This window comes from Streptomyces sp. NPDC046215 (assembly GCF_040646215.1).
GTDB classification, from domain to species: domain Bacteria; phylum Actinomycetota; class Actinomycetes; order Streptomycetales; family Streptomycetaceae; genus Streptomyces; species Streptomyces stramineus.
On sequence record NZ_JBEYZW010000096.1, the window covers coordinates 1 to 25553 of the forward strand.

25 protein-coding genes and 1 pseudogene are annotated in these 25553 nt (G+C 73.8%); 17 read left to right on the forward strand and 9 right to left on the reverse strand.

Going from position 1 to position 25553, the window contains the following annotated elements; all coding sequences use genetic code 11:
• Positions 1 to 268: 268 nt before the first annotated feature.
• The 5 genes from ABZ951_RS28890 to ABZ951_RS28910 all read left to right on the forward strand — a co-directional run bounded on the left by ABZ951_RS28890 (position 269) and on the right by ABZ951_RS28910 (position 5648).
• The gene (locus tag ABZ951_RS28890) at positions 269 to 976 is read left to right on the forward strand and encodes a class I SAM-dependent methyltransferase (RefSeq protein WP_344092541.1); all 708 of its coding nucleotides are present in this window, start codon (positions 269 to 271) and stop codon (positions 974 to 976) included.
• Positions 977 to 1058: 82 nt separating this feature from the next.
• Positions 1059 to 1940 (forward strand): LLM class F420-dependent oxidoreductase, encoded by an 882-nt coding sequence (locus tag ABZ951_RS28895; RefSeq protein WP_344092538.1) that lies wholly within the window; start codon positions 1059 to 1061, stop codon positions 1938 to 1940.
• Between the two features lie 283 nt (positions 1941 to 2223).
• On the forward strand, positions 2224 to 3567 hold the full coding sequence (locus ABZ951_RS28900) for a hemolysin family protein (RefSeq protein ID WP_344092535.1): 1344 nt from the start codon (positions 2224 to 2226) through the stop codon (positions 3565 to 3567).
• Positions 3564 to 4577, forward strand: coding sequence for a hemolysin family protein (locus tag ABZ951_RS28905; protein WP_344092532.1), 1014 nt, complete (start codon positions 3564 to 3566; stop codon positions 4575 to 4577). The genes ABZ951_RS28900 and ABZ951_RS28905 overlap by 4 nt, the downstream gene beginning before the upstream one ends.
• Before the next feature lie 276 nt (positions 4578 to 4853).
• A complete protein-coding gene (locus tag ABZ951_RS28910) occupies positions 4854 to 5648 on the forward strand; it encodes an SGNH/GDSL hydrolase family protein (RefSeq protein WP_344092530.1) in 795 nt (264 codons plus the stop codon).
• 255 nt (positions 5649 to 5903) lie between these two features.
• On the opposite strand, the gene ABZ951_RS28915 is transcribed toward ABZ951_RS28910, so the two are convergent.
• Both ABZ951_RS28915 and ABZ951_RS28920 read right to left on the reverse strand, forming a co-directional pair.
• Positions 5904 to 6458, reverse strand: coding sequence for a class IV adenylate cyclase (locus ABZ951_RS28915; protein WP_344092528.1), 555 nt, complete (start codon positions 6456 to 6458; stop codon positions 5904 to 5906).
• A 17-nt stretch (positions 6459 to 6475) separates the two neighbouring features.
• A complete protein-coding gene (locus tag ABZ951_RS28920) occupies positions 6476 to 7321 on the reverse strand; it encodes a helix-turn-helix transcriptional regulator (protein WP_344092526.1) in 846 nt (281 codons plus the stop codon).
• 90 nt (positions 7322 to 7411) lie between these two features.
• On the opposite strand from ABZ951_RS28920, the gene ABZ951_RS28925 reads away from it, so the two are divergent.
• The 4 genes from ABZ951_RS28925 (at position 7412) to ABZ951_RS28940 (ending at position 11578) form a co-directional block, all read left to right on the forward strand.
• A complete protein-coding gene (locus tag ABZ951_RS28925) occupies positions 7412 to 7804 on the forward strand; it encodes a hypothetical protein (RefSeq protein ID WP_344092523.1) in 393 nt (130 codons plus the stop codon).
• A gap of 300 nt (positions 7805 to 8104) precedes the next feature.
• Positions 8105 to 9547, forward strand: a complete 1443-nt coding sequence (gene purB / locus ABZ951_RS28930) for an adenylosuccinate lyase (protein ID WP_344092521.1) — start codon at positions 8105 to 8107, stop codon at positions 9545 to 9547.
• A 164-nt stretch (positions 9548 to 9711) separates the two neighbouring features.
• Positions 9712 to 10215: a G/U mismatch-specific DNA glycosylase gene (gene mug, locus ABZ951_RS28935; RefSeq protein ID WP_344092593.1), complete on the forward strand. Its 504-nt coding sequence runs from the start codon at positions 9712 to 9714 to the stop codon at positions 10213 to 10215.
• A 196-nt stretch (positions 10216 to 10411) separates the two neighbouring features.
• Positions 10412 to 11578 (forward strand): ROK family protein, encoded by a 1167-nt coding sequence (locus ABZ951_RS28940; protein WP_344092519.1) that lies wholly within the window; start codon positions 10412 to 10414, stop codon positions 11576 to 11578.
• A gap of 21 nt (positions 11579 to 11599) precedes the next feature.
• On the opposite strand, the gene ABZ951_RS28945 is transcribed toward ABZ951_RS28940, so the two are convergent.
• On the reverse strand, positions 11600 to 12340 hold the full coding sequence (locus tag ABZ951_RS28945; protein WP_344092516.1) for a GntR family transcriptional regulator: 741 nt from the start codon (positions 12338 to 12340) through the stop codon (positions 11600 to 11602).
• Between the two features lie 175 nt (positions 12341 to 12515).
• On the opposite strand from ABZ951_RS28945, the gene ABZ951_RS28950 reads away from it, so the two are divergent.
• A complete protein-coding gene (locus tag ABZ951_RS28950; RefSeq protein ID WP_344092513.1) occupies positions 12516 to 13262 on the forward strand; it encodes an SDR family oxidoreductase in 747 nt (248 codons plus the stop codon).
• A gap of 59 nt (positions 13263 to 13321) precedes the next feature.
• On the opposite strand, the gene ABZ951_RS28955 is transcribed toward ABZ951_RS28950, so the two are convergent.
• A complete protein-coding gene (locus ABZ951_RS28955; RefSeq protein ID WP_344092511.1) occupies positions 13322 to 14209 on the reverse strand; it encodes an RNA polymerase sigma-70 factor in 888 nt (295 codons plus the stop codon).
• Positions 14210 to 14352: 143 nt separating this feature from the next.
• Between ABZ951_RS28955 and ABZ951_RS28960 the strand changes: the two genes are divergently transcribed.
• From ABZ951_RS28960 to ABZ951_RS28980, 5 genes and pseudogenes are all read left to right on the forward strand, one after another.
• On the forward strand, positions 14353 to 15183 hold the full coding sequence (locus ABZ951_RS28960) for an alpha/beta hydrolase (RefSeq protein WP_344092509.1): 831 nt from the start codon (positions 14353 to 14355) through the stop codon (positions 15181 to 15183).
• A 247-nt stretch (positions 15184 to 15430) separates the two neighbouring features.
• Positions 15431 to 15643: pseudogene (locus ABZ951_RS28965) on the forward strand (alkaline phosphatase); the annotation flags it as partial.
• A 63-nt stretch (positions 15644 to 15706) separates the two neighbouring features.
• Positions 15707 to 17104 (forward strand): NAD(P)/FAD-dependent oxidoreductase, encoded by a 1398-nt coding sequence (locus tag ABZ951_RS28970; protein ID WP_344092507.1) that lies wholly within the window; start codon positions 15707 to 15709, stop codon positions 17102 to 17104.
• 126 nt (positions 17105 to 17230) lie between these two features.
• Positions 17231 to 18619 carry a GNAT family N-acetyltransferase gene (locus ABZ951_RS28975; protein WP_344092505.1) on the forward strand — a complete coding sequence of 463 codons (1389 nt, stop codon included), beginning with the start codon at positions 17231 to 17233 and terminating at the stop codon, positions 18617 to 18619.
• Between the two features lie 42 nt (positions 18620 to 18661).
• Entirely contained in the window at positions 18662 to 20347 is a 1686-nt protein-coding gene (locus ABZ951_RS28980) for a DUF885 domain-containing protein (RefSeq protein ID WP_344092503.1), read from the forward strand.
• A 47-nt stretch (positions 20348 to 20394) separates the two neighbouring features.
• Here ABZ951_RS28980 and ABZ951_RS28985 read toward each other — a convergent pair whose 3' ends face one another.
• The 3 genes from ABZ951_RS28985 to ABZ951_RS28995 all read right to left on the reverse strand — a co-directional run bounded on the left by ABZ951_RS28985 (position 20395) and on the right by ABZ951_RS28995 (position 21554).
• Positions 20395 to 20766, reverse strand: coding sequence for a toxin Doc (locus ABZ951_RS28985; RefSeq protein ID WP_344092501.1), 372 nt, complete (start codon positions 20764 to 20766; stop codon positions 20395 to 20397).
• Entirely contained in the window at positions 20766 to 20996 is a 231-nt protein-coding gene (locus ABZ951_RS28990; protein WP_344092499.1) for a hypothetical protein, read from the reverse strand. Before ABZ951_RS28990 ends, ABZ951_RS28985 begins: the two co-directional genes overlap by 1 nt.
• Positions 20997 to 21089: 93 nt before the next feature.
• A complete protein-coding gene (locus tag ABZ951_RS28995; protein WP_344092497.1) occupies positions 21090 to 21554 on the reverse strand; it encodes a CoA-binding protein in 465 nt (154 codons plus the stop codon).
• 75 nt (positions 21555 to 21629) lie between these two features.
• Between ABZ951_RS28995 and ABZ951_RS29000 the strand changes: the two genes are divergently transcribed.
• Positions 21630 to 22253 carry a YigZ family protein gene (locus ABZ951_RS29000; RefSeq protein ID WP_344092495.1) on the forward strand — a complete coding sequence of 208 codons (624 nt, stop codon included), beginning with the start codon at positions 21630 to 21632 and terminating at the stop codon, positions 22251 to 22253.
• A 22-nt stretch (positions 22254 to 22275) separates the two neighbouring features.
• Here ABZ951_RS29000 and ABZ951_RS29005 read toward each other — a convergent pair whose 3' ends face one another.
• Together ABZ951_RS29005 and ABZ951_RS29010 are read right to left on the reverse strand one after the other, a co-directional pair.
• The gene (locus tag ABZ951_RS29005) at positions 22276 to 23151 is read right to left on the reverse strand and encodes a polysaccharide deacetylase family protein (RefSeq protein WP_344092493.1); all 876 of its coding nucleotides are present in this window, start codon (positions 23149 to 23151) and stop codon (positions 22276 to 22278) included.
• Positions 23152 to 23297: 146 nt separating this feature from the next.
• Complete coding sequence (locus ABZ951_RS29010) at positions 23298 to 24938, reverse strand: MFS transporter (RefSeq protein WP_344092491.1); 1641 nt, start codon at positions 24936 to 24938, stop codon at positions 23298 to 23300.
• A gap of 150 nt (positions 24939 to 25088) precedes the next feature.
• On the opposite strand from ABZ951_RS29010, the gene ABZ951_RS29015 reads away from it, so the two are divergent.
• Positions 25089 to 25451 (forward strand): VOC family protein, encoded by a 363-nt coding sequence (locus tag ABZ951_RS29015; RefSeq protein ID WP_344092490.1) that lies wholly within the window; start codon positions 25089 to 25091, stop codon positions 25449 to 25451.
• Positions 25452 to 25553: the final 102 nt, after the last annotated feature.

The window sequence follows — 25553 nt, forward strand, 5'->3', positions numbered from 1 at the left end:
CTACCAGCCCGTCCGGGGGCACCTCCTGGGGGCACCCCCAGCGGTAGCTGGGGGAACTGGAGGACGCGCCCGCAGGGCGCCCGCCGCCGCAGCGGCAACGACGGACGCGCCGTAGGCGGCAACGCGGCAACGACGGCCCGCAGTCGGGCCACCCGCCGGGCACGGCACCGCAGCCGTACCTGAAGGAGGCGGCGTGCCGACGGTGGCGGTGTCGTGGCCGGGGGAAGAATCGCGGTAGCCGTCGTATCCCCCCGGGAAGGGGTGTGCCATGCCGCGCAGAAGCACCACGACACCGCACGACGCCGTGCACCATCCGGTCTTCTCCCGCCTCTACGCCCGGTGGAGCCCGCTCGTCGACGAGCGGGGCGGCGTGGCCGCGCACCGGCGGGAGTTGCTGGCCGGGCTGTCCGGCCGGGTGATCGAGATCGGCGCCGGCAACGGGCTGAATTTCGCGCACTACCCGCGCACCGTCTCCGAGGTGGTGGCGATCGAGCCCGAACGGCGGCTGCGCAGGCTGGCGGTGGACGCGGCGGTGCGGGCCGGGGTCCCGGTGGACGTGGTGCCGGGGACGGCGGAGGCGCTGCCGGTCAAGAGCGAGGCGTTCGACGCCGCGGTCGTGTCGCTGGTGCTGTGTTCGGTGCGCGACGTCCGGCGGGCGCTGACGGAGCTGCGACGGGTGCTGCGGCCCGGCGGTGAGCTGCGGTTCCTGGAGCACGGCCTGGCGGAGGGCCGGGCCATGGCCGCCACCCAGCGGGCCCTGGACCGCACGTGCTGGCCCCTGTTGTTCGGCGGGTGCCACACGGCGCGGGATCCGCTGGCGTCGATCGAGGCGGCCGGGTTCGAGCTCGGCGCGTACAGCAAGCTGCGGGTGCCGCGGTCGCGGGTGGCGACACCGGCGTCCTCCTGCGTTCTGGGGGTGGCCCGTCGGCCGGCCGAGCGGGATCCGGCCGCGCCGGCCGGGGGCGGCCGGCCGTGACTCCGGTCACGAGCGGGCCCCCCGGCAGTAAAACGGAGAGAGCCTCCGGTAATTTTGGATCATCAACGTCCGAGGGGGACCCATGGCACGTCCATTCCGTTTTGCCGTCAATATGCTCACGCCCGGCTCCGCCGCCGAGTGGCGGGAGAAATGCCGCCGCGCCGAGGCCCTGGGGTACGACGTCATCCTCGTGCCCGACCACCTGGGCATGCCCGCCCCGTTCCCCTCGCTGGTCGCCGCGGCCGAGGCGACGGAACGGCCGCGGCTGGGCACGTTCGTGCTCAACGCCGGGTTCTGGAACCCCGCCCTGCTCGCCCGCGAGGTGGCGACCACCGACCAACTCACCGGCGGGCGGCTGGAGCTGGGCCTGGGCACCGGCTATGTGAAGGAGGAGCACGACACGGCCGGACTGCCCTTCGGCTCGCCGCGCGAGCGCGTGGACCACCTGGAGCGCACCGTCACCGAGCTGGACCGGCTGCTGACCGACCCCGACCACGCGCCCCGGCCCGCGCAGGCACCGCGCCCGCCCCTGCTGCTCGGCGGCAACGGCCCCCGCATGCTGCGGCTGGCCGCCCGGCACGCCGACATCGCGGCGTTCACCGGAGCGAGCACCGACGAGCAGGGGGTGCTGCGTCTGCTGAGCCCCGCCGTCCTGGAGGAGCGGATGGCCGTCTACCACCGCTTCGCCGCGGACCGCGAGACGCCCGCCGAGCTCAACTACCTGGCCCAGGTCGTGGCCGTCGGCGCCGACCGGCGGGCGAAGGCGCGCGAGGTCGCCTCGTACGCGCCCGCCCTCACCGAGGACGAGGTGCTGGAGCTGCCGGCCCTCCTGGCCGGCACGGTCAAGGACATCGCGGATCAGATACGCGGCCACCGGGAGCGCTTCGGCTTCACCTACTTCACCGTCCTGGAGCCGGCCCTGGAAGAATTCGCCCCGGTGATGGAGGAGCTGCGGGGCACCTGAGCGCTCCGCCGGACACCGGGCGCATCATCCGCGGGGGCGCCGTGACCGGTCGCGCGGTTCCCCGCGCCTCTTCGGGGGCAGCCGAACCGCACAGGGCCCCGGAGCGGGCGGCAGGGCCGGGCACGCCCGGCCCGCCGTTTGCTTTGCAGCTCCTTTACTATTAATGGTCACCCGTACATCCCCTCAGTGAAAGGTGTGAGCGTCCGCCCATGGGCGAGCCTCCCAGTAGTCGACATCGCGCGATCCTTCCTCCCCTGTCCGATCATGGGACGGAGGTGAACCGATGACCGAAGTGCTCCTCCTGGTGGTCGCCCTGCTGCTGACGCTGGCCTGCGCCGTCTTCGTCGCGGCGGAGTTCTCGCTCACCACTGTCGAGCGCGGCGAGCTGGAGCGGGCCGCCGAGGGCGGCGACCGCGGCGCGGACAGTGCCCTCAAGGCCGTCCGCGGCCTCACCTTCCAGCTCTCCGGGGCCCAGCTCGGCATCACCGTCACCGGCCTGATCATCGGCATGATCTCCAAGCCGTCCATCGCGGCGCTGCTCACCGGCCCGGTGGAGGCGGTCGGCCTGTCCCGTTCGGCGGCCTCCTCCACCGCGCTGGTCCTGGGCACCGTGCTCTCCACGGTGGTGCTGATGGTGATCGGCGAGCTGGTGCCCAAGAACTGGGCGATCTCGCGCCCGCTGCCGGTGGCCAGAAAGGTCGCGGGGGCGCAGCGCGCGTTCAGCGCCGCCTTCCGCCCGCTCATCCGGCACCTCAACAACACCGCCAACCGCAGCCTGCACCGGATGGGCCTGGAACCGGCCGAGGAGCTGGCCTCCGCCCGCGGCCCGCAGGAACTCGCGGCGCTCGCCCGGCACTCGGCCAAGGAGGGCGCGCTGGAGGCGGACACCGCCGAGCTGTTCATCCGGACGCTGAACCTCTCCCGGCTGACGGCGGAGAACGTGATGACGCCCCGGGTGCAGGTCACCGCCCTGGGCACGGACGCCACCGCGGAGGACGTCGCGAACGCCACCCGGGCCACCGGGCTCTCCCGCTTCCCGGTGTACCGCGGCAGCCTCGACACCGTCGTCGGCGTCGCCCACATCAAGGACGTGCTGGCCGTGCCGGCCGAGCAGCGCCCGCGCCACCCGGTCACCGCGATGCTGCGCGAGCCGCTGCTCGTCCCGGAGTCGCTGACCGTGGACCGGCTGCTGGACCGGCTGTCGGGCAAGCGCACCATGGCCGTCGTCATCGACGAGTACGGCGGCACCGCGGGCGTCGTCACCCTGGAGGACATCGTCGAGGAGGTCGTCGGCGAGGTCCGCGACGAGCACGACCCCGACGAGCTGCCCGACCTGGCCCCGGCCGGCACGGACACCGCGGGCCGCGCGCTCTACGACGCGGACGGCGCCGCCCGCACCGACCAGCTGGAGATCATCGGCCTGCGGGCGCCGCACGGCCCGTACGAGACGCTCGCCGGCCTCGTCGCCACCGAGCTCGGCCGGATCCCGGCCGAGGGCGACACCGTGGAGGTGGCGGGCTGGCGCGTCGACGTGGTCGACGCCTCGGGCCGCCGCGCGGCCCGGGTCCGGCTGACGGCCCCGCCGGCCGGCTTCGTCCCGGAGCCGGACGAGGAGGCCGGCCGATGACCGCCGTGCAGTTGCTGATCGGCCTGGCGACCCTGGTCGTCAACGCCTTCTTCGTGGGCGCCGAGTTCGCGCTCATCTCCGTGCGCCGCAGCCAGATCGAGCCGTACGCCGACCAGGGCGACCGCCGGGCCCACAGTGTCCTGTGGGGGCTGCGGCACATCTCGGCGCTGATGGCGGCCGCCCAGCTCGGCATCACCCTGTGCACCCTGGTGCTCGGTGTGGTCGCGGAGCCCGCCATCGCCCATCTGCTGGAGCCGGTCTCCCATGCGGTGGGGCTGCCGGAGGGGCTCATCCACCCGGTGTCGTTCGTGATCGCGCTCGCGGTGGCGACGTACCTGCACATGCTGTTCGGCGAGATGGTGCCGAAGAACGTGGCGCTCGCCGAGCCGGTGCGCACCGCGCTCTTCCTCGGCCCGCCGCTGGTCGCCCTCTCCCGTACCCTGCGCCCGGTGGTCTTCACCATCAACGCGCTGGCCAACGCCCTGCTCAAGCTGTTGCGGGTCGAGCCGAAGGACGAGGTGACGGCCACGTTCTCGGACGATCAGCTCGCCCGGATCGTCGCCGACGCCGGCGCGGCGGGGCTGCTCGACGACCGGGCGACCGAGCGGCTGCGGGACGCCCTGGAGCTGGGCAGCCGCCCCGTCAAGGACGTGGTGACCCCCGTGGAGCGGGTCGTCTCCGCCCCGCTGGGGATCACCCCCGAGGGCCTGGAGCGGCTCTCCGCCGCGTCGGGGTTCTCCCGGTTCCCCGTGATCGACGACTCCGGGCGGATCCTGGGCTACCTGCACGTGAAGGACGCGCTGGACGCCAAGCCGCGCGACCTGCCGTTCCCGCTGCAGCGGATGCGCCGGATCGCGACCGTGCGGGCGGCCATGCCGCTGGACGACGTGATCACGGCGATGAGCAGCACCGGCACCCACCTCGCGGCGGCCATCGGCGAGGACGGCCGGCTGGCCGGACTGGTCACGCTGGAGGACGTGCTGCGGGAGCTGGTCGGCCGGCACGGGTAGGCGCGGCGCTCCGGCCGGAGGCCGGCCCCGGCGGTGACGTCGGGGCCGGCCTCCGGCATATCGCGGGCCGGCGCCCCCGCCCTGCCCCGCCACCTTCGGTGGCGGTCCGTCGCCAACGGCACCGTCCGTTCCGCGACACCGGGGCCGGGTGCTCCTCGCCCCGGGGACTCACGGCCGGCACACCGCGCCGGGCAGTCGGCGTATCGCGGCGATGACAGCACGGCGCGGGCCCGCGCCGCCCGCGTGCGGCGCCCCGGGGAGTAGGATCGCGACGCCATGCAGATGAATGCCACTTACACCAGTTACGTCGCGGTCGGCGACAGCTTCACCGAGGGCATGTCCGACGGGCTCCCCGACGGCTCGTACCGCGGCTGGGCCGATCTCCTGGCGGCGCGGCTCGCGACCCGCTCCCCCGGCTTCCGGTACGCCAACCTCGCCGTGCGCGGGAAGCTCATCGGCCAGATCGCCGACGAGCAGGCGCCCGTGGCGGCCGCGATGGGCGCCGACCTGGTGACGCTGGTCGGCGGCCTCAACGACGTGCTGCGGCCGAAATGCGACGTGGACCTGGTGTGCGCCCGCCTGGCGGAGGCCGCCGACCGGCTCGCGCCGGCCTGCCGGCAGCTCGTGCTGATGCGCAGCCCGGGCCGGCGCGGCCCGGTGCTGGAGAAGTTCCGGCCCCGGATGGAGCAGCTGTTCGACTTCGTGGACAAGCTGGCCGCCCGGCACGGCGCGCTGGTCGTGGACCTCTACGGCGCCGAGGTGCTGGGCGATCCCCGGCTGTGGGCCGAGGACCGGCTGCACCTGAACACCGAGGGGCACCGGCGGACGGCCGAGGCCGTGTGGGAGGCGCTGGGGAACGAGGCCGCGTTCGACTGGCGCGAGCCGCTGCCGCCGTCGGTGAGCCCCGGGTGGGCCGCACGCCGGGCCTCGGACGCCCGGTTCGCCCGCGAGCACCTCGTGCCGTGGATCGGCAGGCGGCTGACGGGCCGCTCCAGCGGCGACGGCCGGCCGGCCAAGCGCGCGGAGCTGCTGCCGTACGGGGACGCCGCGGGGCCCGGGATGCGCTCGTAACAACGCAGGAACCGGGCGGGGCGCCGACCTGCGTGAATCGCCGGCAGGGTCCGGTAGACGCACTCCCGCGGCTGCCGCGCGTTCAGCGGCAGGGCGAGATCATTTAGCCGACCGACACCCCGGCCTGGCGGGCCGTCTCCCGCAGGCTGAGACCCGCCCGCTCCCGTGCGGCGTGCAGGGTCGGGCCGAAGTTGAGTGACGGGGCCCGACGGGATCGAAATGAAGGCGCATTGATGTTCACGCCTTCAGAGCCTCTCAGTTGCGGCGAGCGCGCACGGCGTCGGTGTACAGCTCCGTGGTCAGATCAGCGCTGCTGATGCCCAGTTCCCCGAGTACCGCCAGGATGTCGTCGAGAGCGGGCAGCAGGTCACCCTCGACGGTCTGGGTCTCCAGCTCGATGAACGTGCCCTCGATCTCCGGCACCCGCACCAGGGTCGCCACCATCTCCCTGCCTCGGGCGTCGAACTTGTAGTTCCGGCACCGCTTCTCGAACGCGATGACAGGGATATAGCCGAGTCCACGAAGGATAGCGTGCACCGCATCGGGGTCCATGACGCCGGTCTCGTCCTCCGGCTTCGACCCCGACGCTTCGTCGACCCGCGCGCCCTTGTAGGTCAGGAAAGACAGGGTGCCATCCGGCCCGTGCACGGTACGCACCCGCAGCTCACGGTCTTCCTTCTCCAGGGTGCCGGCCGGGTCGTCGTAGTAGGTGTCCCGGTAGACGTCCGAGCGCCCGGAGGCGCGTGCATCCAACTGCCGCATGACGCCTTCCGGGTCATGGACCCGGGCCTTTCGCTCCGCCTCGATCAACGGATTACCCCCTTCGTTCAGACGGTGCGTTCCCCGTCTTCGACGAGCGCCTCGAACATGCGTCGGCATCCCCGGTACAGGGGCCCGTGCGGTGTCTCCATCACCTTGTACACCGCCGACTCATGACCTTCCCACCCCGCATCGAAGGCAGACACGAACATGGTGGAGTCGAGGCGGATGACACGCCACGTGGGCAGCATCCGGTAGCGGTACACCCGTACATCGCGCGCGCCTGTGAGTTCCTGTAAGCGGGCTTCGGCCAGCCGCACCCCGCTCGCCATGGACTCTGCGGACTCCCCGACTTCCGCCGCCCGTCTGGCCAGAGCAGGGGCATCCGGGTCGAGCAGCAGCACCCGGATGCGGAGCGGCGTCCCGGCTCCTGACACGGGCCCGCGCAGCAGGGAGTCGTTGAGGCCGATCAGACCGAGGCCGCGTACCGCCAAGACGTCCACCTCGGTCGCGCTGCGGGCCTGCCGCTGGATCTCTTCGGCCGCCGACGCCTGCGAGGAGTAGACACGGACCACTTCAGGGAAGGCAGTCAGATCAAACGCCGTACCTCCGCTGCGCACTTCCCGGCCGGCCGCCAAGCCCAGGAGGTGCCGAGCGTCGTCAGGAAGGCTGAGCCCGTCCGCGATCCGCTCGTACACATCCAGCCGCGCCACTTCCCGGCGGCCGTTGATGATCTCGTTGACGCGAGCCTGTCCCATCCCGACCGCCGTGGCGATTCTCGCTTGGCTGACCCCGCCGTACTGCTGCACATGCCGGAACAATGCGCCCACGTTCCGAGACCGCAGCGCCTGCCTGATCTCCGCACGCTGCCAAGCCCATTCGGGCAATTCAATCGATACCTGTGCAGCCGACACCCGTGCCCCCACCCACCGTGAAAGTCATCTCACCGTGAGATTACCGACTGGGTATCGAGCCGGATGCCCATGGAACGCAACGCTGTGCGGGTGAGCAGCAGACCCACCGACAGCAGCCTGGCGGGCAATGTGACCCGCCCCGTCACGGACCCGTCACGTCTCACCCTTGACCAGTTACAGGGCTGGGCCTGCGCCCGCTGCGGCTACCGCCTCTACCAGTCCGTGCTCATCGGCACCGTCCCCGACGGGCACGGCGTCCACGCCGGCACCACCGAGCTGTACGCGTGCCCCGCGTGCGCCACCCCGGCCGAACGGGAAGCCGAGGCGGCCCGCACCGCGCACACTCCCGCCGGCTGGTGCTGCTACTGCCGGCAATGGGCGGCGAACGCCACCCGGATCACCCACCTCCCCGAAGGCACCGGCGCCGGCTACCAGCAGTTCGCCCACGCCACGTGCGCGAAAAAACATCAAACACCCCCGTGACCGCCGTCCGCGGCCTCGACCGCCCTGGCGGGCCGCAGACGGCACCGGACGCCACCCCCACCCGAAGCGGCCCCTTCGCGGGGTGGCGGTGCTGCCCGGCATACCCGGGAGGCCCCCGGGCAGCACAAGCCTCCGGCCGGCCTGGCGACCCCGGCCGGAGGCCCGGACCACCGAGACCCGCCTCAAGGAGGCCCACCCGTGTGCGGCGCGACACAAGCACCGACAAGCCTCCTCACCTGGGGCTCCTCGACCGCATGGACGAGGGTGGACGCCACCGGGCGGCCTGTATGCTCCGGTCACGTGACTGCTGCGTCTTCGAAGCCCCGCATCCCCAACGTCCTCGCCGGCCGCTACGCCTCCACGGAGCTGGCCGTCCTGTGGTCCCCCGAGTACAAGGTCAAGCTGGAGCGGCAGCTGTGGCTCGCCGTGCTCCGTGCCCAGAAGGATCTTGGGATCGAGGTGCCGGACGCCGCCCTCGCCGACTACGAGCGGGTGCTCGACCAGGTCGACCTCGCCTCGATCGCCGAGCGCGAGAAGGTCACCCGGCACGACGTGAAGGCGCGGATCGAGGAGTTCAACGCCCTCGCCGGCCATGAGCAGGTCCACAAGGGCATGACGTCCCGCGACCTCACCGAGAACGTCGAGCAGCTGCAGATCCGGCTCTCCCTGGAGCTCGTGCGGGACCGCGCCGTGGCCGTCCTCACCCGGCTGGGCAAGCTCGCCGGCGAGCACGCCGAGCTGGTCATGGCGGGCCGTTCGCACAACGTCGCCGCCCAGGCCACCACCCTCGGCAAGCGCTTCGCGACGGCCGCCGACGAGCTGCTGGTCGCCTTCGGCCGGGTCGAGGAGCTGCTGGCCCGCTACCCGCTGCGCGGCATCAAGGGCCCGGTCGGCACCGCCCAGGACATGCTCGACCTGCTCGGCGGCGACGCCGCGAAGCTGGCGGAGCTGGAGCGGCGGATCGCCGGCCACCTGGGCTTCTCGGACGCCTTCACCTCCGTCGGCCAGGTCTACCCGCGCTCGCTGGACTACGACGTGGTGACCGCGCTGGTGCAGCTGGCCGCCGCCCCCTCCTCGCTCGCCAAGACCATCCGGCTGATGGCCGGCATCGAGCTGGTGACCGAGGGCTTCAAGCCGGGCCAGGTCGGCTCGTCCGCGATGCCGCACAAGATGAACACCCGCTCCTGCGAGCGCGTCAACGGCCTCATGGTGATCCTGCGCGGCTACGCCTCCATGACGGGCGAGCTGGCCGGTGACCAGTGGAACGAGGGCGACGTGTCCTGCTCGGTGGTGCGCCGCGTCGCGCTGCCGGACGCGTTCTTCGCGCTCGACGGGCTGATGGAGACGTTCCTGACGGTGCTGGACGAGTTCGGCGCCTTCCCCGCCGTCATCGCCCGCGAACTGGACCGCTACCTGCCCTTCCTCGCCACCACCAAGGTCCTCATGGGCGCGGTGCGGGCGGGCGTGGGCCGCGAGGTCGCGCACGAGGCCATCAAGGAGCACGCGGTGGCGTCCGCGCTGGCGATGCGCGAGCAGGGCGCCGAGCGCAACGAACTGCTCGACAAGCTGGCGGCCGACGACCGCATCCCGCTGGACCGCGCGGGCCTGGAGGAGCTGATGGCCGACAAGCTGTCCTTCACCGGTGCCGCCGCCGACCAGGTCTCCCTGGTCGTCGCACGGATCGAGGAGATCGCCAAGCGGCACCCGGAGGCCGCGGCGTACACGCCGGGCTCGATCCTCTGACTCCTCCCGCTCCCCGAGACCGCCCGTGGCGGTGCCGTCGTCCGGCACCGCCACGGGCGGTCCGCGTGCGGGGGGGGGCGTCGTCAGCCACCGGCCGGGCCCGGGGTCGCCGCGTATCATCGGGACATCCGTCTTCGGTGTTGATCAAGGAGGGGCCGACCGTGATAGGCGACGTGGTCGCGGAGGATCTGCACGTTCTCTTCTGCGGCATCAACCCGGGGCTGATGTCCGCCGCCACCGGCCACCACTTCGCCCGGCCCGGCAACCGCTTCTGGCCGGTGCTGCACCGGTCCGGCTTCACGCCCCGGCAGCTCGCCCCGGCCGAGCAGGAGGAGCTCCTGTCGTACGGGCTGGGGATCACCAATGTGGTGGCGCGGCCGTCGGCGCGGGCCGACGAGGTGAGCAAGGAGGAGTTCCGCGAGGGCGGGCTGCTGCTCACCGAGAAGGTGGCCCGGCTGCGGCCCCGGTGGCTGGCCGTCGTCGGCGTCACCGCGTACCGGATCGCGTTCGACGACAAGCACGCGGTGATCGGACCGCAGGAGCGCACGATCGGCGCCACCCGGATCTGGGTGCTGCCCAACCCCAGCGGTCTCAACGCCCACTGGCCGCTGCCGCGGATGACCGAGGAGTACGAGCGGCTGCGTGCCGCCGCGGCGGCCACCGGGTGACACGCGCTTCCCGGCGGCGCGGTTCCGCGGAGTGCCGCTCGCGGGCCCGGGATCGGTGAACCCGCACGTCAGCACGGGAAGGGGACCCGAATGGTCCGGTGCCCGCGGGTGCGGTCCCAAGGCTCGCCGCCCCGCGTATCACCCGATACGATCCGCCAGGACAGCAAAGGGTGCGCAAAGCGAGGAGGCGGGCACGTTGGGGCGGCTCACCGGTGGGGATCCGTCCCTGCTGCGGCGGATCAATTCGGCCGTGGTGCTGCACGCGCTGCGCTCCGCGGCTCCGCCCGCCTCTCCCACACTCACCGACCTGGTCAAGGTGACGGGCCTGTCCCGGCCGACCGTGGAGGGTGTGGTCGAGGGGCTGATGGACACCGGTCTGGTGGTGGAGGCCCCCGCCGAGGGCGGTGAGGCCCGGCGCCAGGGGCGGCCGGCGCGGCGCTTCCGGTTCCGCCGGGAGGCCGGGCACCTGCTGGGCATCGAGATCGGCCCGCACCGCATCGCCGCGCTGATGGCGGACCTGGGCGGCCGGGTCACGGGCTCGGCGCACGCGGAGGTCGCGCAGACGGCGTCGGCGGACGAACGCCTGGACCGGGTCCGGTCCGTGACGGCGGAGCTGCTGGAGCGCACGGGCGTGCCGCGCAGCCGGCTGCGGGCGGTCGGCGTGGGCACCCCCGGCATCGTGGAGGCCGACGGGAGGGTCCGGCTGGGCACGGCGCTGCCGGGCTGGACCGGGCTGGCGCTCGGCGACCGGCTGCGGCGCTCGTTCCGGTGCCCCGTCCTCGTCGAGAACGACGCCAACGCGGCCGCGGTGGCCGAGCACTGGAAGGGCGCGGCGATCGGCTCGGACGACGTGGTGTTCGTCCTGGCCGGGCTGAGCCCGGGGGCCGGGTCGCTGATCGGCGGGCGGCTGCACCGGGGCTTCGGGGGCGCGGCCGGAGAGATCGGCGCCCTGCACCTGCTGGGCCGGCAGGCCAGCCCGGAGGAGGTGCTCTCCACGACGGGTGAGCCGCTGCACCCGCTGGACGAGGCCCAGGTGGCGCGGGTATTCACCCTGGCCCGGGAGGGCGACGAGCGGGCCGGGGCGGCCGTCGAGCGGTTCATGCGGCAGCTCGTGCACGACGTGGCGGCGCTGGTCCTGGCGCTCGATCCCGAGCTGGTCGTGGTGGGCGGCTGGGCCGCGGGGCTCCGCGGTGTGCTGGAGCCGCTGCGGGCCGAGCTGGCCCGCTACTGTCTGCGGCCGCCGAAGGTGGCGCAGTCGCTGCTCGGCGATTCGGCGGTGGCGACGGGCGCGCTGCGGCTGGCCCTCGACCACGTGGAGGAGCAGCTGTTCGCGGTCGAGAGCACGGTCACGGCCCGGCGCTGAGCCGGTGCCGGGGCGGGCGCGTCAGCCGGCCAGCAGCTGCATCCCGGTGTCGCCGAAGGTGAGCCGGCAGGTGTCGGCCCGGTAGGTGGCCACGGAGACCGCGGCGGTGCGGCCGGCCGCGAAGTAGCGGGTGGTGACGAGGAGAACGGGCGCCCCGGGCAGCCGGTCGAGCTGTTTGGCGTCGTCGGCGCGGGCGGAGCCGAGCTCCACGGCCCGGTCCTGGCCTTCCAGTTCGAGGCGCTGGAGCTCGCGCAGGACCGCGCGGGCGCGGGCCGCCCCCGGGAGGGTGTCGAGCCCGGCGAGGCCGGGGACGCCGGCGGCCGGCACGTACAGCAGCTCGGCGGCGACGGGCTGGGCGTGGGTTCTGCGGGTGCGGCGGACGGTGTGCACGTCCTCGCCGGCCGCGGTGCCGAGGAGGCGGGCGACGGCCTGGGGCGGCGGCGCCTCCACGGAGTCGACCGGCTGCCAGGCGTCGGTGTCCGCGCCGGGCCAGGCGTGCCCGGCGTCGCCGACGGCCACGCCCATGCGGGGCGGGGCGACGGTGGTGCCGACGCCCCGGCGGCGCTGGAGGCGGCCTTCCAGCTCCAGCTGTTCGAGCGCCTGGCGGAGCGTGGCCCGGGCGACGCCGAAGCGGGCGGCGAGCTCACGCTCGTTGGGCAGGATCTCCCCCACCGCGAACTCGGAGTCGAGTGCCTCGGTGAGCACGGTCTTCAGGTGCCAGTACTTCGGCTCCGGCACCGTTTCCAGCTGCGTGGTCCCCACCCTGATCCTCCGCAAAGGCGTTTCGCGCGCTTCTTTATTAAAGGTTGTTGCAGTATGCCTGCGACCCTAGGGCTGTGGACAGACTTGGTCAAGACCAATGCCGTGATTGTCAGTACCCGTCAGTACCTTTCGGTACGGTCGTCGATCATCAGGTCGTACGACTGGAGGTAGGACGTTGCAGCAGGTCACCGTGGTCACGGGCGGCAGCCGGGGCATCGGGGCGGCGGTCGCGGTGCGGCTGGCCCGCGCCGGCCACCATCTCGCCCTCGGGTACGAGCGGGCGCGGGACGCCGCCGAGGAGACGGCGGCGGCGGTGCGCGCCGAGGGCGCCTCGTGCGTGACCGTCCGGGCCGACACCAGCGTCGAGGCCGATGTCGACGCGCTGTTCGACGCGGCGCGCGAGCAGCTGGGGCCGGTCACGGGGCTGGTGAACAACGCGGGCGTCACCGGGCTGCTGGGCCGGTTCACCGAGACACCGGTGGAGCGCATGCGCCGGGTCGTCGAGGTCAATGTGACGGGGGCTCTGATCTGTGCCCGCCGGGCGGCCCTGGAGATGTCCACCCGGCACGGCGGGCGGGGCGGCGCGATCGTGAACATCTCCTCCGGCGCCGCCACCCTGGGCAGCCCCGGCGAGTACGTGCACTACGCGGCGAGCAAGGCCGCCGTGGACGCGATGACAACGGGCCTGTCCAAGGAGCTGGCCGCGGAGGGCGTCCGCGTCAACTCCGTGCAGCCCGGCATGATCGTCACGGACATCCACGCCTCGATGGGCGACCCGCAGCGGCCGTGGCGCGATGCCGGCCGGGTGCCGATGGGCCGCCCCGGCGAGCCGGACGAGGTCGCGGGGGCGGTCGCCTGGCTGCTGTCGCCGGAGGCGTCGTACACCACCGGCGCCGTGCTGCGCGTGGCCGGCGGGCTCTGAGCGGCGCGAGCCCCGGGCCCCGGGCCGGGGCCCCGGCACCGCAGGTGCCCTCGCACGGGTCAGAGCCGCAGGCCCGTGAGCTTGTCGGGGTTGCGCTGCACGTAGACGGCCGTGATCCGGCCGTCGGAGACCTCCAGGCTGAAGACGGTGTCCGGCCGCCCCTGTGACAGGACGAGCACGGCCGGGGCGCCGTTGAGCTCCAGGAAGCGGAACTCCGCCCCGGGCAGACCCCGCTGCGCCACCCCGATGAGGAACCGCCCGACCTTGTCGGCGCTCTCCAGGACGCGCAGCGGCGCCTTGGACTTCCCGCCGCTGTCGCCGATCAGGCGCACGCCGGGGGCGAGCAGTTCCATCAGCTCCCCGATGCTGCCGCCCGTGGCGGCGGCCAGGAACCGCTCCGTGAGGTCGCGCCGCTCGGCGGGGTCCACCGCGTAGCGCGGCCTGCGCTCCTCGACGTGGCGCCGGGCCCGCCCGGCGAGCTGCCGGACGGCCGCCTCCGAGCGGTCGAGCGTGACGGCGATCTCCGCGAAGGGGAAGCCGAACGCCTCGCGGAGCACGAAGACGGCGCGCTCCAGCGGGGAGAGCGCTTCCAGCACGACGAGGACGGCGAGCGAGACGGAGTCGGCGAGGACGGCCCGTTCCGCGGTGTCGGGAACGGTGGAGGCGAAGTCGGTGGCGATCGGCTCGGGGAGCCACGGCCCGATGTACGCCTCGCGCCGGGACTGCACCTGGCGGAGCCGGTCGAGAGCCAGCCGGGTGGTGATGCGCACCAGGTAGCCGCGCGCGTCGCGCACGTCCGCGCGGTCCGCGCCCGACCACCGCAGCCACGCCTCCTGCACCACGTCCTCGGCGTCGGCGACACGGCCCAGCATCCGGTAGGCCACGCCGGTCAGGACGGCGCGGTGCGCCTCGAAGGTGTCGAGGGCGGTGTCGTCGCGTGTGGTCACACCACCCATCCCAGCCGACCCGGTCCGGCCTTGTCCATATGAGGCCGCTCACCGCACGCGTAACGCCCGGCAATGGTCTACCCAGTGGTAACCGTTACTGACATCCTGTCTCGGAAGACACCGCGATGACGAGGAGTCAGGTCATGGCCGACACGGTTTCCTTTCCCATCGACACCCCCGCCGGAGAGCGCACGGTCGAGGTCGTCTACGAGCGGCTCGGCGCCGGGGAGCCCCTGGTCCTGCTGCACGGCATCGGCCACCACCTCCAGGTGTGGGATCCGGTCGCCGGCCTGCTGGCCGCCGAGCGCGACGTGATCGCCGTCGACCTGCCCGGCTTCGGGCAGTCCCCCGCCCTGCCCGACGGGATCCCCTACGGCCTGCCGGGCGTGGTGCCCGTACTCGGCGCGCTCTTCGAGGCCCTCGGCATCCACCAGCCGCACGTCGCGGGCAACTCCCTCGGCGGGCTGGTGGCCCTGCAACTGGGGCGCGAGAAGCTCGTCCGGTCCGTCACCGCCATCTCCCCCGCCGGGTTCTGGAGCGAGGCCGAGCGCCGCTACGCCTTCGGCATACTGTGGGCCCTGCGGCGCGGCGCGCTGACGCTGCCGCCGGGGGCCGTCGCCCGACTGGCCCGGACGACCGCGGGCCGGGCCGCGATGCTCAGCACCCTCTACGCCCGGCCGGGCCGCCGCACGCCCGACTCCGTCACCGCGGAGACCCGGGCGATGCGCGAGTCGACGGGCTTCGACGCCACCCTGCGCGTCGGCCGGTCGGTGCGCTTCACGGACGACATCCCCGACATCCCCGTCACGATCGCCTGGGGCGCCCGCGACCGGCTGCTGCTGCGCCGCCAGGGCGTCCGCGCCAAAGAGGTGATACCGGGCGCCCGGCTCGTCCGGCTGCCGGGCTGCGGCCATGTGGCGATGAGTGACGACCCGGCGCTGACCGCCCGCGTCATCCTGGACGCCTCGCGCTGAGGCGCGGGGAGGCTTTTTATTCACGGCGCGTATTCACGGCGCGTGTTCACGGCGCGTGTTCACGGCGCGTTCGGCCACCGGGCACCCGCCGCCGGTGGGAACTGGTCAGGACCTCCCCCGTCGGCGGTGCCGCCGGCCGCGGCGGGCACCGTCACGGCGCAGGCCCTCTCGGGCCGGCGGAGGCCCGGTGGGGTGTGCAGAGCGGCGAGGTGACGACGTCCTCGGGCCTGGTGTGGGTACGCGGGGCTTCCCCGCGGTGAGGCTGGACGACGCCTTCGGCCCCGAGCAGCGGTTCGTCAGAGCGCCCGCCGCCGCGAACGTCCCGCCGGGGCAGGGCAGCCGGTTCTTCGGCGAGGTCGCCGTCGACGGGAACAGCGGCCGGCTGACCGTCCCGCTGCGCGAGGAGGGCGGTGGGGTGCTGTTCACCAGGGTGCTCCAGCCGGGGCGCGTCGCACAGTGACGCCACCGGTAGCGGGTGGGAAGGTGGGGAGCACCCGACGGCGCGAGCGGAAGGTGCGGTGCCATGGCCGAGGCCGAGCAGGTGGATGTCGTCGTCATCGGGATGGGCCCGGGCGGTGAGCACGTGGCGGGCACGCTCGCCGAGGCCGGTCTGAGCGTGGTGGGCGTGGAGGCGGAGCTCGTCGGCGGCGAGTGCCCGTACTGGGGGTGCGTGCCGAGCAAGATGATGATCCGGGCCGGCAACGCCCTGGCGGAGGCGCGGCGCGTCCCCGGCCTCGCGGGTACGGCCGAGGTCGCGCCGGACTACTCCCCCGTGGCCCGCCGCATCCGGGACGAGGCCACGGACGACTGGAACGACCAGGTCGCGGCCGACCGTTTCACCGGCAAGGGCGGCCGCCTGGTCCGCGCGCGCGGGAAGCTGGCCGGCCCCGGCCGGGTGGAGGCGGGCGGCGAGGTCTTCGCCGCGCGGCGCGGGGTCGTGATCGCCACCGGCACCAAGCCGTCCGTCCCGCCGGTGCCCGGTCTCGCGGACGTGCCGTACTGGACCAACCGCGACGCCGTCGCCGCGAAGGAGCCGCCCCGGTCGCTGATCGTGCTCGGCGGCGGGGCGATCGGCCTGGAGCTCGCCCAGGTCTTCGCCCGGTTCGGCACCCGCGTCGAGGTCGTCGAGGCCATGGACGGGCTGCTGCCGGCCGAGGAGCCGGAAGCGGGCGAGCTGCTGGCCGGCGTGCTGCGCCGGGAGGGCGTGACGGTGCGGACGGGCGCGCGGGCGTCCGGAGTGCGGCACGCCGGCGACACCTTCACGCTCGCCCTGGAGGGCGGCACGGAGGTGACGGCGGAGCGGCTGCTGGTCGCCACGGGCCGCCGGGCCGACCTCTCCGGGCTCGGCCTGGAGACCGTGGGCCTGGACCCCGGGGCGAAGGCGCTGAAGGTCGACGCCCGGCTGCTGGCCGCCCCCGCGCTGTGGGGCGTCGGCGATGTGACGGGGCACGGGGCGTTCACGCACGTGGCGATGTACGAGGCGCAGATCGTCGTCCGGGCGGTGCTGGGCCGGCCGGGGCCCGACGCCGACTACCGCGCCCTGCCCCGGGTGACGTTCACCGACCCGGAGGTCGGCGCGGTGGGCCTGACGGAGCGCCAGGCCCGGGAGCGGGGGCTGCGGGTGCGGACGGGGCTCGCCCGGCTGCCGTCCACCGCGCGCGGCTGGATCCACAAGGCGGGCAACGAGGGCCTGGTGAAGCTGGTCGAGGACCTGGACCGGGGCGTGCTGGTCGGGGCGACCACCGTGGGCCCGGCGGGCGGCGAGGTGATGTACGGTCCGGCGGTGGCGATCCAGGCCGAGGTGCCCGTCGAGGCGCTGCGGCACATGATCTACGCCTATCCGACGTTCCACCGGGGCGTGGAGGACGCCCTCGCCGACCTCCGGGCGGGCGAGCCGCCGGCAGAGACCTCCGCCGGCTGAGGGCCGACCAGGGCATGTCGTACGGATCCGGGTGAGAATCCGGGCAGTTGCCGACAAGAGGCGTGCTTTACCCATCGGTCACAAGCTGTTCGTGATCACGCAACACCGCTGGGTCAGGGTGGGGCCATGACGGACGAGATCCCCACCGAGAGCTCCCGGTCCCACCACTGGCGGCGGGATCTGGTCGAGCCGGCCGCCCTGTTCGGCGCGGCCGCCACCGCCCACTGCGTGGCCGACACCGTCGCGCACGGCCCCGACGGCCCGGTGCTGCTGGCCGGCTCGGCCGCCGCGCTGCTGGCCACGGCCGCCTTCCACACCTGGTGGTCCCGGCGCCGCCGCACCCGCCCGGTGCCCACCGCCGCGCGCCCGGCCGCCGTCCCTGCCGCCGACGCGCCCGAGGCCGGCCGGGCTCCCGAAGGCGGCACGGCGCTGTGGCGGATGCGCACGACCGTCCGCGACGAGCCCGGGAGCCTGGCCGCGCTGTGCGTGGCTCTGGCACACCGTCACATCGACATCCTGTCCCTGCAGACGCACCCGCTGGCCGACGGCACCGTCGACGAGCTGCTGCTGCGCGCCCCCGCCGCCCTCGCCGCCACCGAGCTGGCCGCGGCCGCCACCGCGGGCGGCGGCCGCGAGACCTGGCTGGAGCGGGCCGACGCCCACGACCTGGTGGACGCGCCCACCCGGGCGCTCACCCTGGCCACCCGCACGGCGCTCGACGCGGCGGAGCTTCCGCTGGCGCTGCGGCAGTTGTTCGGGCGGTGCACGATCCGCTCGGTCCCCGCCCGCCCGGCCCGCGGCGGCGCCGCCGAGCCGGTGCCGGCCGAGGGGATGTGGGAGGGAACGGTGATGCGGCTGCGGGACCCCTCCGGCGGGTCGATCACCGTCGAGCGCCCGTATCTGCCGTTCACCCCGACCGAGTTCGCCCGCGCCCGGGCGCTGGTCGAGCTGGACGCGCGCCTGGGCCCGCGGGTGCCGCCGCGCAGCGAGGTCATGACGCTGCCCGAGGGCAACGCGATCAGTGTCCGGCGCGCCGGCATCAGTGACCTCGCCGCGGCGCGCGAGATGCACGACCGCTGCTCCCCCGCGACGCTCGCCCGCCGCTACCACGGGCCGGCCGGGGACGCCGACCGCTACCTCCGCCACCTGCTGAGCCCCCGCTTCGGCCGCACCCTGGCCGTCCACACGGCGTCCGGGCGGCTCGTGGCCCTCGGGCACCTGCTGTGGGACGGCGACGAGACGGAGGTCGCGCTGCTGGTCGAGGACGAGTGGCAGCGGCGCGGCGTCGGCGGGGAGCTGCTGCGCCGGCTGGTGGGCCTGGCCACCGAGGCGCGCTGCGAGAGCGTCTACGCGGTCACCCGGTCCTCCAACACCGGGATGGTCGCGGCGATGCGGGGCCTGGGCCTGCCGCTGGACTACCAGATCGAGGACGGCACCCTCGTGATCACCGCCCGGCTCGCCCCCGCGCCGGCCCCCTCCCGGGCCGCGGGCGCACCGGCCTCCCGGGCCCGGTAAAAGCCGGTGACGCGGCAGCACCCCACGTACGAGGATGACCGCATGCCGAACACCACCCATGACCTTCTCCCGCGCCAGGTAGCCGACGCCTACGTCGACGCGCTCGTCGAACTCGACCCGATCACCGGCACGTTCCTGGGCGAAGCGCGGTCCGCGCGGCGCCTGCCGGACTACTCACCGGCGGGGGCGCGGGCCCGCGCCGACCTGGCGCGCGCCACCCTCGACCGCCTCGCGGCGGCCGAGCTGATGCCGGGCGCGGAGCGCGACATCGAGCGGCGCTGCGGGCGGCTGCTGCGGGAGCGGCTGACCGCCGGACTGGCCGTGCACGACACGGGCGAGCACCTGCGCGCCGTCAGCAACATCGAGGGGCCGCTGCACGCGGTGCGCGAGATCTTCACCATGATGCCGGCCGACACCGAGGAGGACTGGGCGGCGATCGCCGAGCGGCTGCGGGCCGTCCCCGCGGCACTCGACAGCTTCCGGGCCTCCCTCGCCGAGGGCCTGGACCAGAAGCTGCCGGGCGGCCCGCGCCAGGTGAGCACCGTCCTGGGGCAGTTGGAGCAGTGGATCGGCACGGGCGGCGGCTGGTTCGCGGAGTTCGCCGCCGCGGGGCCCGAGGCGCTGCGCGCGGAGCTGGACAAGAGCGCCGCCGCGGCCACCGGCGGCCTGGCCGTCCTGCGCGACTGGCTGCGCGACGTCTACGCCCCGGCCGTCGAGGGCTCCCCCGACGTGGTGGGCCGGGAGCGGTACGCCGTCTGGTCGCGCTACTGGAACGGCACGGACCTCGACCTGGACGAGGCGTACGCGTTCGGCTGGTCGGAGTTCCACCGGGTCCTCGGCGAGATGCGCGAGGCGGCGCAGAAGGTCCTGCCGGGCGCGGTGACGCCGTGGGAGGCCCTGGCCCACCTCGATGTCCACGGCCGGCACATAGAAGGCGTCGAGGAGGTCCGGGTCTGGCTGCAGAAGCTGATGGACGACACCATCGAGGCCCTGGACGGCACGCACTTCGACCTCGCCGAGCCCGTCAAGCGCGTGGAGTCCCGCATCGCGCCCCCGGGCGGCGCCTCGGCCCCGTACTACAGCGAGCCGTCCCAGGACTTCTCCCGCCCCGGCCGGACGTGGCTGCCCACCATGGGCGAGACCCGCTTCCCGGAGTACGACCTGGTGTCCACCTGGTACCACGAGGGCGTGCCCGGCCACCACCTCCAGCTCGCGCAGTGGGTGCACATGGCGGACCGGCTCTCCCGCTACCAGACCACCGTCGGCGGCGTCAGCGCGAACACCGAGGGCTGGGCCCTGTACGCGGAGCGGCTGATGGACGAGCTGGGCTTCCTCACCGACCCGGCCCGCCGGCTGGGCTACCTGGACGCCCAGATGATGCGCTCCACACGCGTGATAGTCGACATCGGCATGCACCTGGGGCTGGAGATCCCCGCCCACTCGCCGTTCCACCCCGGCGAGCGCTGGACGCCGGAGCTGGCCCAGGAGTTCTTCGGCCTGCACAGCGGCCGTCCCGCGGACGTCGTCGAGAGCGAGATGACGCGCTACCTCGGGATGCCGGCGCAGGCGATCGGCTACAAGCTCGGCGAGCGGGCCTGGCTGGCCGGCCGCGAGGCGGCCCGCGCGGCGCACGGCGCCGCGTTCGACGCGAAGGCGTGGCACATGGCGGCGCTGTCGCAGGGCTCGCTGGGGCTGGACGACCTGGTGGCGGAGCTGTCGGTGCTCTGACCGCCGCCGGACGGAAGCGGCCGGGGCGGGGGCCCGCCCCGGCCGTGTCAGATGCGCCAGGTGCGGATGCGGTCGGCGCACTCGTAGACGTCGACCCGGTACTCCTTGATGTCCCGCGCCAGGTCCACTATGGAGCCGTAGGGAGGGTCGATGCCCTCGCCCGCGGCCGCCATGTAGGCGACGACGACCATGCACGCGTAGAGGCTGCTGCGCACCGGGAGCGGCTGGAGCCGGACGAGGGTGTGCATCAGGGACGCGGCGCGCCAGGCGGCGTCGGGCTCGTGGTCGAACTTCGCGACGTCGAAGGCGTGCCGGGAGACGGCGGCGGCGAGCGCGGTGTAGTCGTGGACGGCGGGCTCTTCGTACAGCTTCTGCTCCTGTACGCCCAGGAGCCAGGGCAGGTCGATGAGCAGCGTCATCAGGCAGCCGCACCGCCTTCGGACGGCGGCGCCTCCTCGGGGAAGGCGGCGTCGAATTCCTCTATGTGTTCGTTCCAGAACTTCGCGGCCCGCTCCACGAAGCGGCGCCGCTGCTGCTCGCGCACGGACAGGTCGTGCACGTACGCCTTGACGCTCTTCCCGTCCGCGGCAGCGGCCTCGCGGATGGCCGCGAGCTCCTCTTCCGTGAATTCAATGTTGAGTGCGGGCATGGGGCCACGGTACCGGGCAGGTGCCGGCCGGGGCAGGGGTCGACAGCGCGCCGCGCCCGGGGAGCCGCGCGCGGTCCTCGCCCCGGCCGCGGCTCACCAGGCGGGGAGCGGTCCGTTCCCGGGGCGGGGCGCGCCGGGGCGCCCGCCGGCGCGGCCCAGGGCGTCGATCTCGATCGCCGGGCAGCGGTCCATCACCATGTCGAGGCCGGCCGCGCGCGTCCGCTCGTAGGCCGCCTCGTCCACGACGCCGAGCTGGAACCAGACCGCCTTGGCGCCGATCGCGACCGCCTCGTCGGCGACGGGCCCCGCGAGCTCGCTGTTGACGAAGACGTCCACGACGTCGACGGGGAAGGGGATCTCCGCCAGGGAGGCGTAGCCCCGCTCGCCGTGGACCGTCTCGGCCTTGGGGTGGACGGGCACGACGCGCTTGCCGTGGCGCCGCAGCACCTCGGCGACGCCGAACGCCGCGCGCTGCCGGTTCGACGACAGGCCCACGACGGCCCAGGTGTCGCCGGTCCGCTCGATGATCTTCCGGATGATCCCCGCCTCTGCGTACATGCCCGCTCAACGAGCGTCCGCCGCTGATCATTCCCGTCGGCGCGGCGGCCCGGCGCGGCGGCATAGGGTGGCCGGATGGAGCAGTACCGGACGGTCGCCCGCGAAGGCGTGCACGAGATCGAGATCAACAAGTCGCGCTTCCTGTGCGCGCTCGCGCCCGCCGCGACGGAGGAGGAGGCCCAGGCGTTCATCGCCCGGGTCCGCAAGGAGCACCCCACCGCCCGCCACCACTGCTTCGCCTACGTCCTCGGGGCCGACGGGTCGGTCCAGAAGGCGAGCGATGACGGTGAGCCCGGTGGCACCGCGGGTGTCCCGATGCTCCAGATGCTGCTGCGCCGCGAGGTCCGGTACGTCGTCGCCGTCGTCACCCGCTATTTCGGCGGGGTCAAGCTGGGCGCGGGCGGGCTCATCCGCGCCTACGGGGGTGCCGTCGGCGAAGCGCTCGACACGCTGGGGACGGTGACCCGGCACCGGTTCCGGCTGGCCACGGTCACCGTCGACCACCAGCGGGCGGGCAAGCTGGAGAACGACCTGCGGGCCACGGGGCGGGCGGTGCGCGAGGTGGCCTACGGGGCCGAGGTGCGCATCGAGGTCGGGCTGCCCGAGGCCGATGTGGCGGGCTTCCGGTCCTGGCTGGCCGACACCACCGCCGGTACGGCCCGCCTGGAGCTCGGCGGCGAGGCGTACGGGGCCGCCTGACGGGCCGGGCCTCCCTTCGGGCTCAGACGTAGTCCTCCAGCCGGGCCAGGGCGAAGCCCTGTGCGGTGGCGCGGCGCAGCACCAGCCGCAGCATGTCGGTCATGGAGCCGCCGTCCCACTGCTCGGGGCCGTTGAAGTGGCTGAGGATGATGTCGCCGGGCCGGAGCTTCCCGCCGGTGTTGCGGTACTCGATCCGGTCGGCGAACGCCTCCTCGTTCCACAGGGGTGCCGCCCGGGCGCCGCATTCCTCGGCGATGGTGAGGGTGTCGCGGTCGAAGTCGCCGAAGGGCGGGCGGAAGAGTGTCGGGCGCGCCCCGATCTCCCGCTGGAGGATCCGCTGCTGGCCGCAGATCTCGGTGTGCTGCTCGTCGTCGGAGAGCTCGGACATCTGGGGGTGGCTCAGGGTGTGGTTGTGGACGGCGACGCCCGCGGCGTGCAGCTCGCGGAAGTAGCCGTAGTCGCCGCGCGCGGACGCGTGGGTGAGGAAGGCGCTGACCGGTATCTTCAGCTCGCGCACCATCTGCAGGAAGGCCCGGTTCTTCACGGCGCCGTCGTCGACGGTGAGGAAGACGATCTTCTCGGTGGTCGGCACGTGGGTGAAGACGGGTATGAGCCCGGGCCCCCGGGAGAGCCACTGGGGGGTGGTCAGCCGCGGCTTGACCGCGGGGGGCGGGGGCGCCAGGAGGGGGGCCTGGTCCAGGCCCCATTTCTTCGCGGTGGCCTGGCGTTGCCGGGGCGACTGGCCGGGCGGCGCCTGGCCGTCCTCCGAGGAGGCGCCGGGCAGCTCCCAGGGGGCGCAGGCGACGGCGCTCACGAGGAGCAGGGACACGATCAGTGCGTGGGCGAGGGGCCGGCCGCCGCTCTTCCGCGATCCGGCCGCAGATCGTATGAGGCGCATATTCCGGATCCTGGCAGCGCGCCCGGGGCGACGCTCGCCCGGTTCGCCCATCGGAGCCACGCGGGGGGCGCGGGTGCGGTATGCCGGGGGCGGGGTATGTCCGGGCCAGGCGCGTCAGAGGCCGGGTGCGTCAGAGGCCGGGCGCCTCACGGGCTACGGCCGCCGTCCTCCCGGCCGCCGGGGTCCGGGGCTTGCCGCCCGGCGGTCCGCTCCGCCGCGGGCGGGCCGGCGGGCACGGAACCGCCGCCCTGGAGCCGTTCCAGGTCGGCGGGGCGCACCTGGATGGCGAACAGCGCGATCACGGCGGCGACGGCCGTGAAGGCCGCGGCGACGACGAACGCCGCGGAGACTCCCGAGGTGAGCACCTGGTCGCCCCACGGCCGGGGCAGCTGACCGGTCCGTTCGAAGGCGGCCCGGTCCTGCGGAGTGGCGTCGCGGAGGAACTGCGGCATCCGGTCCTTCGCCTCGTTGCGGCTGGCGGTGCCGAAGACGGTGACGAGGATCGACAGGCCCAGCGAACCGCCCACTTGCTGGGTGGCGTTGAGCAGTCCGGAGGCCGCGCCGGACTCGCCCGCGGCGACCCCCGAGACGGCCATCAGGGTCAGCGAGACGAACTGCATGCCCATGCCGAGGCTGAAGAGGAGCATCGGCCCGAGAATGCTTCCGAGATAGGTGGAGTGGATATCGGTGAGGGTGAGCCAGGACAGCCCGGCCGCGGCGAGGAGCGCGCCCACCACCATGAAGGGCTTCGGGCCGTATTTCGGCAGCAGTTGGGAGGCCAGCCCCGCGCCCACCGCGATGACGGCGCTCACGGGCAGGAAGGCCAGTCCGGCCCGCAGGGGGCTGAAGTCCAGCACGTTCTGGACGAAGAGCGTGAGGAAGAAGAACATCCCGAAGATGGCCGCGGCGAGGCTCAGCATGATCCCGTAGGTGCCCGCGCGGTTGCGGTCGGTGAACATCCGCAAGGGGGTGATCGGCTGCCGGGAGCGCTGCTCGACGCGGATGAAGGCGGCGAGCAGCAGCACGGCCGCGCCGAACGACGCGAGCGTGAGGGTGTCCCGCCAGCCGTCCTGGGCGGCCCGGATGAACCCGTAGACCAGCAGCGCCATGCCCAGGGTGGAGGTCAGCGCCCCGGCGAGGTCGAAGTGGCCGGGGTGGCGCTCGGACTCCCTGATGTGCCGGGGGGTGGCCAGGACGATGAGCAGGCCGATCGGCACGTTGACGTAGAAGACCCAGCGCCAGTCGAGCCATTCGACGAGGAGGCCGCCCGCGAGCAGCCCGATGGCACCGCCGCCGGCGGAGACCGCCGCGAAGACGCCGAACGCCCTGTTGCGCGCCGGACCTTCGGTGAAGGTCGTGGTGATCAGCGCGAGGGAGGTCGGCGAGGCGATGGCGCCGCCCACCCCCTGGAGGGCGCGGGCGGCCAGGAGCTGCCCGGAACTCTGGGCCAGGCCGCCGAGCAGGGACGCCAGGACGAACAGCAGCACGCCGAAGACGAACACCCGGCGGCGGCCGAGGATGTCCCCGGCCCGGCCGCCGAGCAGCAGCAGGCCGCCGAAGGTGAGCGTATAGGCGTTGACGACCCAGGACAGGCTGGTGGTGGAGAAGTTCAGGGAGCTCTGGATGTGCGGCAGGGCGATGTTCACGATGGTGATGTCGAGGACCACCATCAACTGGCAGGAGGCGATGACGAGAAGGGCCGTCCCGTTTCCGCCGTGCCGCCGCCCGGGGGCGGGGGGAGCGGGAGGGACGGGGTCGCCGGCCGACGCCGGCTGAGAGGACGTCATGGCGATCGCCTCACGAGGAGGGACAGGGGGCTTTCGGACCGCTCCGTCCAATGTAAGCCGGGGCAAAAGCCGCTACCACTCGGGCGGAAAAAGGGCCCGGGTGGCAGGGTGGTAAGGATGGCGGAAGACCGCGTGGGAAAGGAGTCCGAGATGGCAGGCGAGGTCTCTTTCTTCGAGCTGGGGGTGGACGACCCCGAGCGGGCCCGCACGTTCTACGGCGGCCTCTTCGGGTGGGAATTCGACACCGTCACCTCCGGCGGCGGTTTCGCGATCCGGGCGCCCGGTGTGCCCGGCGGGGTGCACGGCGGCGACCCCGGCGCGAGTCCTTATGTGTTCTTCCGGGTCGACGATCTGGAACTCGCGCTCGCGGAGGTCGTGCGGCTGGGCGGCTCGGTCGAGACCCCTGCCGCCGACGACGAGCCGGAGTCCGTGGCGCGGTTCGGCCGCTTCGCGTTCTGCCGCGACGACCAGGGCTCGCCGTTCGGCCTCCACCAGGCACCCGGCGGCGGCTGAGGGCACTTAGTACTGCAACGGTCTTTGCTGTGACGGGTGGGTAGCTTCTGGCGGGGTGTGTCCGCGTCGTTTGTAGTGGCAGACGCGGGCTTGGTACTGCCG